Genomic DNA, 13,374 nt, shown 5'->3' on the forward strand with positions numbered 1-13,374 from the left:
CCCGAGCCCGTTGCGGCTCCGGTCGCCACGCCCGAGCCCGTTGCGGCTCCGGTCGCCACGCCCGAGCCCGTTGCGGCTCCGGTCGCCACGCCCGATCCCGTCGCGGCAGCACCCGCACCGGTTGAAGCAGCACCCGTCGCGGCAGCACCCGTCGCGGCCCCCGCCCCGGTCGCAGCCGCACCGGCGGCTCGTGGCTCACACGCCGGCACCAGCGGTTACGTCACCCCGATCGTGCGCAAGCTCGCGAACGAAGCGGGCGTAGACCTGTCGACGATCAGCGGCACCGGAGTGGGCGGACGCATCCGTAAGGAAGACATCGTGCGGGCCGCCTCGGCTGTCGGAACGGCCGCCGCTGCCCCGGTGGTCGAGGTCTCGCCGCTGCGCGGAACCACCCAGCCGATGTCCCGCCTGCGCAAGGTCGTCGCCGAGCGCGCCGTCATCTCCATGCAGTCATCCGCTCAGCTGACGACCGTGGTCGAGGTCGACGTCACCCGCGTCGCCATGTTCCGCGACCGGGTCAAGGGGACCTTTGCTGAGAAAACAGGCAACAAGCTCTCGTTTCTGCCGTTCTTCGCCCTCGCTGCCGCCGAAGCCCTGCGTGCCATTCCGATCGTGAACGCCACGATCGAGGGCGACACCATCGTGTACCCGGCCCAGGAGAACATCAGCATTGCGGTCGACACCGAGCGCGGCCTGCTGACTCCCGTCGTGCGCAACGCCGGGGAACTCGACCTGGCCGGTTTCGCCGCCCAGATCGCCGACCTCGCAGCTCGCACCCGGAACAACAAGCTCAAGCCCGACGAATTGAGTGGCGGAACGTTCACGCTGACCAACACCGGTTCGCGCGGTGCCCTCTTCGACACGCCCGTCGTTTTCCTACCGCAGAGTGCCATTCTCGGCACCGGGATCGTCTACAAGAAGCCGCTCGTTGTCACCAACGACGGTCTTGACTCGATCGCGATCCGGTCGAGCGTGTACCTCGCCCTGTCCTACGACCACCGCATCATCGACGGTGCGGATGCAGCCCGCTTCCTCACCACGATGAAGGCACGGCTCGAAGCCGGTGCGTTCGAAGGCAACCTCGGCATCTGACAGCTCCGCTTGATCGGTACCCTCCAGTCGTCTCGGTGCCAACTCAGTTGTCGAAAATATCACGAAGACGCCAGCCGCCCTCGCCCTTGACCACAAGGACCGAGGCCGGCTGGCTTTTTTCTTGCCCTCGGTCCGGGGTCAACGCGACGACGGCGAGGTTTCCGCTTCGTGCGGCGAGGGACGGCAAGAATCCCAGATAGTCGGCCAATCCCCGGCCGGATCCATCCTGCTGGCGTTCGCGGGCGTTGTAACTATCTCCTGCCAGCATCGCCGACCCGGTCTGATCGACGTCAGCCAGACAGACGAGGGACGCGGCGGCCAGGCAGGTCGCTCGACGGGCGAGCAGCGCCAGAACGGCCGCTACGGGGTCATCCCCCGCTATCGCCGCTGAATCCTCGGCGGCCGCTCCGGCCGAGCCCGCAGTATCCGCTGGTGCTGGAGCTGGAGTTGGTGCGGGAGGTGGTGCTGGCGGAATGGTGGAGACCTCCACCGTGCCGCTCATGCCTGCTTCGCTGGCGCGCCCCGCATCACCGGCAAGCCCGGATACCGGAAACAGTGTCAGTGCGAGCACGACAATGCTGAGGCTGCCCAGAGCCGCCACCAGAAGGGGCCGCTGGCGGCCATGCAGTCGTTTGCGCAGTGCGTGCCCGGCGGCTTTGAGCGGCTGCGAGTCAACCGCGCTCTCCAGCACCCCTTGGAGCCGTGCCTGAGGCCGCAGCCCCCGTACGACGGCGGCGCTCAGCCCGGAGAGTCCGCGGAGAGCGTCGCGACCGCGGCCGACGTGCCCGTGGGTCTGCCCGACGGCGGAGACGTCGTCGTCGTCGTTCAAGTCGTAGTCGTCGTAGTCGTCGTAGTCGTCGTTGTCGTTGTCGTTGTCGTTGTCGTTGTCATTGTCATTGTCGAAGTCATCGCCAGAATCGGCGCCGAGATCATTGCCGGATTCGTCAGCGAAGTCATTATCCGAGTGGCAGTCCCTGGCACCCCGAGCCGGCTCGGATCGATCAGGGTCGAGTGGATCCGGCTCCCTCCTGTCGGGCAGCTCTGCCGTGCCGACCAGACCACGGCGGAGCCGCACACTGTCAACGTGACGTGCCCACATCTCGACCGCGGGAGTGTCCTCGGCGGGTGCGGCCGCATGGGGTCGTGTGGCGGGTTCAAAGCCTCGAAGGGGCTCGGCGTCGGCCCATTCGAAGAGGTCGTGCTCGAGGGCTTGCAGCGCCGAACCGGGGTACGCTCCGGCATCGACCGGACCTGAGCCTGATCGATCCACCGCCGGTTGCAGGGCGGTCTGGAATTTCCGAAGCAACGCAGCCGCGCTGCCCCGACGCGAGTCCGACGTATCGAGCTTGTCGCAGAGGGACTGCATCACGACGCCCAGGCGTGCGTAGTCGGCGCGCAGCAACGGCATCCGTTCTCGGGGAACCTCACCGAGCCGCCGAACTGCACCAAAGCCGGTCAGCACGGCACGGCCGCTCGCGTCGAGCAGAATTGTGGCCTGGCTGACGCTCCCGAGTGCAAAGCCCGACGTGTGCATGGCGTCCAGGGCTACGGTGACCGGGGCGAGAAGGGTCACGACCTCGCCGGGTGACAAGCTTGGGTATTCGACCAGGTACCGGGCGAGGGACCCCCCGGTCAGCCGTTCCAAGACCAGGCAGATGCGACCATCGCCAAGTCGCGCGACGTCCAGCAGACGTACGAGCCCGGGAGCGGCCGCCGACGTGAGCACGGCGATATCAAGTTCGATGCTCGCTGCTTCGGTGTCGGCGCGAAAAACCTTCAGGGCCACCGCGCTACCCGTACCGGAGTGTCCCAGGTAGACCACGGCCCGATTCCCCGTGCCGAGCAACCGGATCACGCGGTGGCCGGCAATGACGGCGTCGGTTTCAGACGCTGCTGCAGCCGTGCCCGACTCGTCGGGATCCCTGTGTACTCTCACGCGATCATGATCCAACGTGATCCGGGCCGCCCGACGCGAGCATCCCGCATCCGTGCACAACACGGCAGCGGCGTCAGTGTGGAGGAGCTGCGAGTTGTTCTGGTGGAGCTTACGTGGAGCGGCAGCGACAATTTAGTGGCAATTCAGTGGCAGTGCAGTGGCAATGCAGTGGCAATGCAGTGGCGATGCAAAAGAGGTCACCCGCATCGCTGGCGCTGGGGGGGTCCTCTGCCCCCTAGACTGGGCAGATGCTCGACTTTGTCGTCGCGGGGCTAAGCGCCAACTCCGTGCCGTATGTTGAGGGCCTTGAGCTCCAACGCGCAGTCCATCGTTCCGTCGTCGCCCATGAGCGACCGGACACCGTCCTCCTCCTGGAGCACCCGGCTGTGTACACCGCCGGTAAACGCACCCTGTCCGAGGAACGACCCGTCGATGACACGCCGGTCATCGACGTAGATCGAGGTGGCAAGATCACCTGGCACGGCCCCGGCCAGTTGGTCGGCTACCCGATCCTGCATTTGCAGGAACCCGTCGACGTTGTCGGATACGTTCGGTCGCTCGAGGGCATCCTGATCGAGGTTTTGGTCGAATTCGGCATCGATGCCGTCCGGGTCGCCGGACGCTCCGGTGTGTGGGTCGGACCGGCCGACCACGAAGACAAGATCGCCGCCATCGGAATCCGGGTCGCCCAAGGGGTGACCATGCACGGTTTCGCACTCAACTGCAGCAACTCGCTCGAACCCTATTCGCGCATCATCGCCTGCGGAATTCGCGATGCGGGCGTAACCACGATGTCACGCGTGCTCGGACGCACCATCGACCCGAGCGAACTCATCGACCCCATCACGGCCGCCTTCCTTCGCGCAACGAGCCTGAATTCCGTCAGCACCAACCCCGCCAGCCTCGACACCGTCAGGACGAACGCATGAGCACAGTACCCGAAGGCCGCAAACTGTTGCGCCTGGAAATTCGCAACGCAGAAACGCCGATCGAACGCAAGCCCGCCTGGATCAAGACGGTCGCCAAAATGGGACCGGAATATCAGAAACTACAAAGCTTGGTCAAGAGCGAAAATCTGCACACCGTGTGTCAGGAGGCTGGCTGCCCGAACATCTTTGAATGTTGGGAAGACCGCGAAGCCACCTTCCTGATCGGTGGTTCCCAGTGCACGAGACGGTGTGACTTCTGCCAGATCGATACCGGCAAACCGGCGGACTACGACACCGACGAACCACGCCGGGTGGGTGAATCCGTGGTGACGATGAACCTGCGCTATGCCACCGTGACCGGCGTAGCCCGTGACGACCTGCCCGATGAGGGCGCATGGCTCTACGCGGAGACGATCCGTCAAATTCACCAGCAAAGCCCCGGCACCGGCGTCGAGATTCTCGTGCCGGACTTCTCCGGCAATCCGGAGCACCTCGCTCAGGTCTTTGACGCCGCACCGGAGGTTTTCGCTCACAACGTGGAAACAGTGCCGCGCATCTTCAAGCGCATCCGCCCGGCCTTTCGGTATGACCGGTCGCTCGACGTTCTCACGCAGGGTCGCAACGCCGGACTGATCACCAAGTCGAACCTCATCCTCGGTATGGGTGAGGAACGCGCCGAGATCACCCAGGCGCTGCACGACCTGCACGACGCCGGAACCGACATCATTACCATCACGCAGTACCTGCGCCCGAGTGCCCGGCACCTGCCCGTCGCCCGCTGGGTGCGCCCGGAAGAGTTCGTTGAGCTCAACGAGGAGGCCAAGGAGATTGGCTTTCTGGGCGTTCTCTCCGGGCCACTCGTGCGCTCCTCCTATCGTGCTGGTCGGCTGTGGGCCCAGTCCATGGTCGCGACCGGTCGGGAAATCCCCGCCGAATTGCGCCAGCTGGCGGATGCCCAACTCGGGTTTGCCCAGGCCGTTTCGTGACCGAATTCGGTCACGCGGCATTCGAGTGACTGGGTAGTCTTATACCCATGGCACGCAGCAAGGAAAAGACCCCCAAAAAACCAAAACAGCCCGGCCGCTTGAAGCAAATGTGGCAGGTCTTCCAGATGACGAGACGCTATGACTCAAACATCGTCTGGATTCTGGTATTGGCCTTCCTCATACCCGTTCTGATCAGCCTGGCCCTGGCCCTGCTGATCCCGGGCAGCAACGTCTTCACGATGGTGCTCTGGATCGTCGCCGGCGTGCTCGCCGGTATTCTGGCGATGCTCATCATTCTGGGTCGCCGCGCCGAGAAGGCCGCATATTCGCAGATCGAGGGTCAGCCCGGAGCCGTGGGGGCCGTGTTGCGCAGCTCACTCAAGCGTGGCTGGGTCGGTAGTGAGATGCCGGTTGCCGTCAACGGCAAGACGCAGGATGCGATCTATCGTGCGGTCGGTCGCGGCGGCGTCGTACTGATCAGCGAGGGTCCGAAGACACGCACCACACGCATGCTCGACGAAGAAAAGCGCAAGATCGTGCGCATCGGCGGAAACGTCGGAGTAACGGTGATCTCAGTCGGGCCCGATGAGGACGCCGTGCCGCTGCACAGGCTGGCACGCCGCCTGACCCGGATCAAGCCCACCCTGACCAAGGCCGAGGTACTCGCCGTCAACAACCGGCTCAACTCCATGGGTACGAAGCTTCCTATTCCCAAGGGCGTCGATCCGATGAAGGCACGCCCGCAGCGCGGCTAACAGTCACCAGAAACGAAGGAAGGGTCGGGCGCGCAGCGCCCGACCCTTCCTTGTTCTCGCTAACGCAGTTTTCACCGACTCCGCACTACTGGCGGATGAGAGCCGTACCCGCGATTTTGTCGTGAAAACCGCGCTGGTCGGAATCCCAGACCAGAGCGGGAAGGGCAATTCCCAGGAGCACGGAGCGCACAACGGGACGCCACACGCCGACCCAGCCGCCGTGGATGGAAATGAGCCGTAGCCCGACAAGCCGGTGACCGATGCTGGCGCCAATGGTCGGAATGAACACGATCTGCAGAATGACGAAAATAATCAAGTTGGCAGCCGGGTCGTAGTTGAAGAAGATCGCCGAGACCCCGATGGCGATGGCCCAATCAATGGTGAAACCGAGCAGGCGTCGCCCGGGACGGCCAATCGAACTGGGCCCGATCCGGGGTAATCCCAGGCGCTCCCCCGGCCATTTGCTGGGCGGAAGCTGACCAAAAGTGTTCGGGCGGGAGTTGGAGTCTGGCACCCGACGAGTCTACCGACGGGGCGTCCCTGTAACATGGGCGAAACATAAGCGTCACGGACAAGTAACGCAGCGCAACTAATCTCAGTAAAGCCGATGTGTCCGATTCGGTCGTGTCCACGCCCTCGTCGTCTGGAGTTATTCCGCATGTTTCGCGATTCGTCCGAAGTGCTCAAATTCATTAAAGACAATGACGTCAAGTTTCTTGACATCCGTTTCACCGATCTCCCCGGTGTGCAGCAGCACTTCAACATTCCGGCATCCACCGTCGACGAAGAGTTCTTCACCGTTGGCCAAATGTTCGATGGTTCCTCGATCCGCGGTTTCGCGTCGATCCACGAATCCGACATGCAGCTCATCCCAGACGTTTCGACCGCGTACCTCGACCCATTCCGCACCGAGAAGACGCTCATCATGCTCTTCGACATCTACAACCCGCGCAATGGTGAGATCTACTCCAAGGACCCGCGCCAGGTGGCCAAGAAGGCCGAGAAGTACCTCGCCTCCACGGGCATCGGCGACACCGCCTTCTTCGGTTCTGAAGCGGAGTTCTATATCTTCGACGACGTGCGTTACGAAGTGAACCAGCACACGAGCTACTACTTCGTCGACTCCAGTGAGGGTGCCTGGAACTCAGGTCGCAAGGAAGACGGCGGAAACCTCGCCAACAAGACCCCGTTCAAGGGCGGCTATTTTCCGGTCAGCCCGGTCGACCAGCACGTCGACCTGCGCGACGACATCTGCCTCAAGTTGATCGAATCGGGCCTCGTGCTCGAGCGCAGCCACCACGAAGTCGGCACCGGCGGCCAGGGCGAGATCAACTACAAATTCGACACCATGGTGCACGCGGCCGATGACCTGCTGAAGTTCAAGTACATCGTCAAGAACACGGCGCACGACTGGAACAAGACCGCGACGTTCATGCCCAAGCCGCTGTTCGGCGACAACGGCTCCGGCATGCACACCCACCAGTCACTGTGGGCCGACGGTAAGCCGTTGTTCTACGACGAGGCCGGCTATGGCGGACTGTCCGACGTGGCTCGCTGGTACATCGGAGGCCTGCTCAAGCACGCCCCGGCCGTCCTCGCCTTCACTAACCCCACGGTCAACTCGTACCACCGTCTCGTTCCCGGCTTCGAAGCTCCGGTCAACCTGGTCTACTCGGCCGGCAACCGCTCGGCGTCGATCCGCATCCCGATCACCGGAACCAACCCGAAGGCCAAGCGCCTCGAGTTCCGCGCTCCCGACGCGTCCGGGAACCCGTACCTCGCCTTCGCCGCGCAGCTCATGGCCGGTCTCGACGGCATCAAGAACCGCATTGAGCCGCACGAACCCGTCGACAAGGACCTCTACGAGCTGCCGCCCGAGGAAGCCAAGAACATCCCCCAGGTTCCTGCCTCGCTCGAGGAGGCCCTGCAGGCCCTCGAAGCCGACCACGACTTTCTGCTCGCCGGAAACGTGTTCACACCCGAACTGATCGAGACCTGGATCGAGTACAAGCGCGAAAACGAGATCAAGCCGCTCGCCCAGCGTCCGCACCCGTTTGAGTTCGAGCTGTACTACGGCGTGTAGGCTCCAGCCACTGCAGCGATAGCGAATAGAGCGCCGGGACCGCATCTTCGGATGCGGTCCCTTTCTCGTTTCTGGGAGCGTGTGTGGCGTGTGACCGGCCCCCATATCGGCTCGGGTGCGATCAGCCGACGGTGGCCCCCGGACGCTCCACGGGGCCATAGAACAGCCTCTCGAACACGGCGCGGGCCCGTCGAGTCACGGCGAGGTAGTCATCCTCGAGCTGGTTGCCCGAACCGGGCGGGTATTCCATGACGCGAGCGATGCCCTCGAGGGCCGCGCGATCGGTGGGCAACACGTTCGAGGTGTGATTCGTCCAGAGCGTTATCGCCGAGCGAGCGCGGGACGCGAAGATCCATGCGCTGCGCAACACCGCCGCATCCGCTGCCGGTATCAATCCGGCGCTGACCGCCTCCGACAACGCCGACAGCGTCGACGTCGTGCGCAACGCCGGAATCGCTGCCGCGTGCTGCAACTGCAGCAGCTGGACCAGCCATTCCACGTCGCTGAGCGATCCACGCCCCAATTTGAGGTGCCGGTTCGGGTCTGCGGCCTGCGGCAGACGTTCGTTCTCGACCCGAGCCTTGATGCGGCGAACCTCACGTACGGCCTGCTCGCTGATGGCGATGGGGTACCGCACCTCGTCGGCCACGGCCTCGAAATCCCGCAGCAACGCGGCGTCGCCGGCCACACCACGACCGCGGAGGAGCGCCTGGGCTTCCCAGGTCAGCGACCAGCGGCGGTAGTACGCCCGGTACGAGTCGAGCGACCGCACCACGGGCCCATTGCTGCCCTCGGGCCGCAGCCCGATGTCCAGGTCGAGCGGCAATCGCCCGTCTTCGGTGAGCCGGTTGAGTTCGCGCACAATATACCGGGCACGGTCGTTGGCCGCTTCCCCGGTGACAGTACCAGCGCGGAACACGTACATGACGTCGGCATCGGAGCCGAAACCGAGCTCCGCGCCACCGAACCGGCCCATGCCGATCACACCGAATTCAATACCGTCGCGGTCGGCCGCGCCGCCGTCAGACCGGTCAGAACCACCCTGAACGATCAGGTCTCCCCCACGAATGGCGGCGATGACGCCCTGAATATAGGTAGCGTTGACATCGCTCAGCCCCTGCCCGAGCTGGTCGAGATCGATCTGACCGAGCAGTGAGGCGAAGGCCAGACGGAGCATCTCGCGGCGGCGGGCGGCGCGCAAAATGGTCGCGGCGGCATCCGGGCTCTCGTGCCGGCCCAGTACCGCTCTGGCTTCGTCCCGAAGAGATTTGAGCGGGCGAGGCTGCAAATCGGCCTCATCTTCAAGCCACGCTACCGCTTCAGGGATCTTCTCCAGCAGCTCGCCGATGTATCGGCTTCCGGACAACACCCGAGTGAGGCGTTCGGCGGCGCCGGAGGAATCGCGCAACATGCGCAGGAACCAGTAGGTCGAGCCGAGGTTATCGCTGAGGCGACGGAAGGCCAAAAAGCCGTAGTCAGGGTCGGCTCCCTGCGACAGCCACTGCAACAGCACGGGCAGCAGGTGCCGCTGGATGGCCGCTCGTCGAGATACTCCACCGGAGAGGGCAGCGATGTGCGCCAGAGCGCCCTTGGTGTTGAGAAATCCGATTGCCGCCAGACGTGCTTCGGCCTGTGCACTCGTCAGGTTCAGGCCATCAGCCGGGAGCGATGCCACCGCCGACAGCAGGGGGCGGTAGAACAGCCGCTCGTGCAGGCCGCGCACCCGTTGTTTGGTTTCCGACCAGCGCACGGACAGTCCGGCCGCGCTGGTGGCCAGACCTGTCGACCGGGCCAGTACCCGCAGATTCGCTTCGTCCCGCGGAACCAGGTGAGTGCGGCGGAGCTTCTGTAACTGCAGCCGATGTTCCATCAGACGCAGCATGCGGTAGTCCTGCGCGAATTCGGTGGCTTCGGCCCGGCCCACGTACCCGGCGGTGGCCAGCGCGGTCAGGGCCGGAAGGGTACCGGCCTGTCGAACGTCGGGGTCGGCCTGGCCATGCACGAGTTGGAGCAGTTGCACCGTGAACTCTATATCGCGCAATCCGCCCGGACCGAGCTTGAGTTGCACATCGACCTCGTCGTCGGGGATGTTATCGGTGACCCGCTCCCGCATCCGCTGCACGGATTCGACGAAATTCTCCCGGCTGGCGCTGCTCCAGATTTTGGGAGTGACCGCGTCCATGTAGCGGGCTCCGAGCTCACGGTCACCGGCCAGCGTGCGGGCCTTAAGCAGTGCCTGAAATTCCCAACTTTTGGCCCAGCGGTCATAGTAGGCCAGGTGTGATTCGATCGATCGCACAAGAGCTCCGCTCTTGCCTTCCGGCCGCAGGTTGGGGTCGACCTCCCAGAGTTCGGGTTCGACGGAGGACTCGTTGAGACCGCGCATGATCAGCACGGCCAGCCGGGTGGCGATTTCGACCGCACGAGAGCTCTCCAGGCCGGCCGTTTCGTCGCCGTCAGCGACGAAAATGACGTCGACGTCGCTCACGTAGTTGAGTTCACTCGCGCCGGCCTTGCCCATGCCGATAATGGCGAGGCGGGTGGCGCACACCTGTTCGGTCGGAAAGACTCCACGCCCGGCCATGTCCCCGCTGGACATGGTCCGAGCGACCGCGAGGGCGGCCTCGAGGGCTGCTGTGGCGAGGTCTGCCAAGCTGCGGGCGATGCCGTCGAGCCCGGCCACGGGGTCGTTCTGCTCGAGGTCGAACGCTGCGAGCTGGGCCAGACGGCGGCGGTAGCGCACCCGCAGGGCAACCCAAGCCGCATCATCGACGACGTGGGAGAATCCGTTGGCCGCGCCGACCGAGTCCAACAGGTCGCTCACCAGCTCGTCGACGCTGGGCAGCGCAGCCATCGGTGTCGCCAGAACCGACAATTCACTTGGATGCCGAAGAAAGAATTCGGTGAGCCCGCTCGACGCTCCGAGAACCTTCAGTAACCGCGCAGCCGTCGCGGGCGACTGGAGCAGTTCGAATAGTTCGGCCGATCCCTGTCGCAGCAGGGCGACGAGCGCGACGAGCGCGGCATCCGGGCTTGCCGTTGCAGTGAGTAGCGGCAACAGCGCGCGGGTATCGGTCAACCGGCCGGTCGAACTTGAGCCGCCGGGCGGGCTGCCCGTACCCAGCAGAGCGACCTCGTCGAGCCGAACACGCACCTCGGCGAGGTCAACGAAACCGACCCGAACAAGTTCGGTCTGGGTCAATTGCAAACGCTCCATCGCGGGTGATTCCTTCGATCATCGACACAACTGACGAGTTAGAGCATCTCCAGGTTCTTCTGCAGTTCGAACGGGGTGACCTGCGACCGGTAGTCACGCCACTCCTGCCGCTTGTTCAACAGAACATAGTTGAAGACCTGTTCGCCGAGCGTCTCCGCGACGAGTTCGGACTCCTCCATGAACTGGATGGCGTGATCGAGGCTGGCCGGCAGCTGCGTGTAGCCGAGCGCACGACGTTCGGTGTCGCTGAGGCTCCAGACGTTGTCTTCGGCCTCGGGCGGCAGCTCGTAGCCCTCTTCGATGCCCTTGAGGCCGGCGGCCAGCATGAGCGAATACGCAAGGTACGGGTTGGCGGCAGAATCAATCGCTCGGTACTCGACGCGGGCACTCTGGCCTTTGTTGGGCTTGTAGAGCGGCACGCGCACCAATGCTGAGCGGTTGTTGTGGCCCCAGCAGACGAAGCTCGGCGCTTCGTCGCCGCCCCACAGTCGCTTGTACGAGTTGACGAACTGGTTGGTCACCGCGGTGATCTCCGGGGCGTGCTTGAGCAGCCCGGCGATGAACTGGCGACCAATTTTGGACAACTGGTATTTGGCTCCGGCCTCGTAAAACGCGTTCGCGTCACCCTCGAACAGCGACATGTGGGTGTGCATACCGGATCCGGGGTGTTCCGACATGGGCTTGGGCATAAATGTCGCGTAGACCCCCTGCTCGATCGCGACTTCCTTGACTACGGTGCGGAAAGTCATGATGTTGTCGGCGGTAGTGAGCGCGTCGGCATATCGCAGGTCGATTTCGTTCTGGCCGGGACCGGCTTCGTGGTGGCTGAATTCCACGGAAATGCCGAGGTCTTCGAGCATACGCACGGAGCGGCGACGGAAATCATGGGCCGTCCCGCCGGGAACGTTGTCGAAGTAGCCGGCCGAGTCGACCGGTATAGGACCGTTCTTGCCGTACTTCGAGGACTTGAGCAGATAGAACTCCACCTCGGGGTGGGTGTAGAACGTGAAGCCGCGGTCGGCCGCTTTGGCGAGGGTGCGCTTGAGCACGTTGCGCGGGTCGGCCACGGCGGGCTGGCCGTCGGGTGTGGTGATGTCGCAGAACATGCGCGCGGTGGGATCGATTTCACCGCGCCAGGGCAGAATCTGGAAGGTGGTGGGATCGGGGTGGGCCAGGACATCCGCTTCAAAGGAACGAGTGAGGCCCTCGATCGCTGAGCCGTCGAAACCGAGGCCTTCGTTGAAGGCACCCTCGACCTCGGCGGGGGCAATAGCCACCGATTTGAGGGTACCGACGACATCGGTGAACCAGAGTCGAACGAACTTGATTCCTCGCTCCTCGATGGTCCGAAGAACGAAGTCGCGCTGCTTGTCCATTCACGCTCTTTCTGATTGCTCCAACAGGTACGTACCTGAATAACTACTGTCTAGGCTACTGGCTCCAAGCACGATTGCTTGCCTGACTACACTTGTCGCATGCCAGAATCGACAGCACCCGATCCCGCCCCGATGGTTTCTCCCGACGCTGCTACTGCGCAGCATCCGTACAGCGCCGAGGCCGGCCCCAAGCGAGTGCGCACCCGCCATTTTCACAACGCCAAGTTGCAGGGCATCCCCATTACGGGTCTGACGAGCTACGACATGCTCACCGCCCAAATTTTCGACGACGCCGGGATCGATTTTCTGCTGGTGGGCGATTCGGCCGGCAACAACGTGTTCGGGTACGAGACGACCCTCCCGGTCACCGTCGACGAGCTCATCCCGCTGACGCGTGCCGTCGTTCGCGCGGTCACGCGTGCGCTCGTCGTCGCCGATATGCCGTTCGGTTCGTATGAGAGCGGTCCGGACCAGGCCCTGGCGACAGCCGTGCGGTTCATGAAGGAAGCCCAGACGCACGCGGTGAAGCTCGAAGGCGGACGGCGCAGCCACAAGCAGATCAGACGTATCGTCTCGGCCGGAATCCCCGTGATGGGCCACGTGGGATTCACCCCACAGAGCGAACACGGTTTGGGTGGCCACATCATTCAGGGCCGGGGTGAGGCTGCCGAGGAACTCATCGCGGACGCCCTCGCCGTGCAAGACGCCGGGGCGTTCGCCGTAGTGCTGGAGATGGTGCCAGCCACGGTCGCCGCCCGCGTCACGGAACGGCTGTCGATTCCGACCATCGGGGTCGGGGCCGGGCCATCCGTTGATGGCCAGCTGCTGGTGTGGACGGATTTCGCCGGGATGACCAGCGGTCGGGTGCCCAAATTTGTGCGTCAGTACGCCGACGTACGGGCGGTGCTGATGGATGCTGTTCAGCGGTTCACTGCCGACGTCAAGTCAGGCGCCTACCCGGCTGCCGAGCACAGCTACGAGTAGAGGACCCCGTGCTGAC

10 protein-coding genes are annotated in these 13,374 nt (G+C 64.1%); 6 read left to right on the forward strand and 4 right to left on the reverse strand.

The window, feature by feature from the left end; genetic code table 11:
• On the forward strand, positions 1-1,092 hold a 1,092-nt coding region (locus tag IWX77_RS15800), incomplete at its 5' end, for a 2-oxo acid dehydrogenase subunit E2 (RefSeq protein WP_196845512.1).
• Between the two features lie 43 nt (positions 1,093-1,135).
• Here IWX77_RS15800 and IWX77_RS15805 read toward each other — a convergent pair.
• Positions 1,136-3,028 (reverse strand): protein kinase domain-containing protein, encoded by a 1,893-nt coding sequence (locus IWX77_RS15805; protein WP_196845513.1) that lies wholly within the window; start codon positions 3,026-3,028, stop codon positions 1,136-1,138.
• A gap of 248 nt (positions 3,029-3,276) precedes the next feature.
• On the opposite strand from IWX77_RS15805, the gene lipB reads away from it, so the two are divergent.
• The 3 genes from lipB to IWX77_RS15820 are packed head-to-tail and all read left to right on the forward strand — an operon-like array spanning position 3,277 to position 5,698.
• Complete coding sequence (gene lipB / locus IWX77_RS15810; RefSeq protein WP_196845514.1) at positions 3,277-3,957, forward strand: lipoyl(octanoyl) transferase LipB; 681 nt, start codon at positions 3,277-3,279, stop codon at positions 3,955-3,957.
• On the forward strand, positions 3,954-4,943 hold the full coding sequence (gene lipA, locus IWX77_RS15815) for a lipoyl synthase (RefSeq protein ID WP_196845515.1): 990 nt from the start codon (positions 3,954-3,956) through the stop codon (positions 4,941-4,943). The genes lipB and lipA overlap by 4 nt, the downstream gene beginning before the upstream one ends.
• Before the next feature lie 47 nt (positions 4,944-4,990).
• Positions 4,991-5,698 carry a DUF4191 domain-containing protein gene (locus IWX77_RS15820; protein ID WP_196845516.1) on the forward strand — a complete coding sequence of 236 codons (708 nt, stop codon included), beginning with the start codon at positions 4,991-4,993 and terminating at the stop codon, positions 5,696-5,698.
• Between the two features lie 85 nt (positions 5,699-5,783).
• Here the strand turns inward: IWX77_RS15820 and IWX77_RS15825 are convergent, their stop codons facing one another.
• Positions 5,784-6,212, reverse strand: coding sequence for an RDD family protein (locus IWX77_RS15825; protein ID WP_196845517.1), 429 nt, complete (start codon positions 6,210-6,212; stop codon positions 5,784-5,786).
• Between the two features lie 144 nt (positions 6,213-6,356).
• On the opposite strand from IWX77_RS15825, the gene glnA reads away from it, so the two are divergent.
• Positions 6,357-7,781 carry a type I glutamate--ammonia ligase gene (gene glnA, locus IWX77_RS15830; RefSeq protein ID WP_196845518.1) on the forward strand — a complete coding sequence of 475 codons (1,425 nt, stop codon included), beginning with the start codon at positions 6,357-6,359 and terminating at the stop codon, positions 7,779-7,781.
• Positions 7,782-7,902: 121 nt separating this feature from the next.
• On the opposite strand, the gene IWX77_RS15835 is transcribed toward glnA, so the two are convergent.
• Together IWX77_RS15835 and IWX77_RS15840 are read right to left on the reverse strand one after the other, a co-directional pair.
• On the reverse strand, positions 7,903-10,998 hold the full coding sequence (locus tag IWX77_RS15835) for a bifunctional [glutamine synthetase] adenylyltransferase/[glutamine synthetase]-adenylyl-L-tyrosine phosphorylase (RefSeq protein WP_196845519.1): 3,096 nt from the start codon (positions 10,996-10,998) through the stop codon (positions 7,903-7,905).
• 38 nt (positions 10,999-11,036) lie between these two features.
• Positions 11,037-12,374 (reverse strand): glutamine synthetase family protein, encoded by a 1,338-nt coding sequence (locus tag IWX77_RS15840; RefSeq protein WP_196845520.1) that lies wholly within the window; start codon positions 12,372-12,374, stop codon positions 11,037-11,039.
• 132 nt (positions 12,375-12,506) lie between these two features.
• On the opposite strand from IWX77_RS15840, the gene panB reads away from it, so the two are divergent.
• Entirely contained in the window at positions 12,507-13,358 is an 852-nt protein-coding gene (gene panB, locus IWX77_RS15845) for a 3-methyl-2-oxobutanoate hydroxymethyltransferase (RefSeq protein WP_196845538.1), read from the forward strand.
• The last annotated feature ends 16 nt before the right edge of the window (positions 13,359-13,374 follow it).

Origin of the sequence: Cryobacterium sp. CAN_C2, assembly GCF_015751745.1 — a bacterium.
Lineage (GTDB): Bacteria > Actinomycetota > Actinomycetes > Actinomycetales > Microbacteriaceae > Cryobacterium.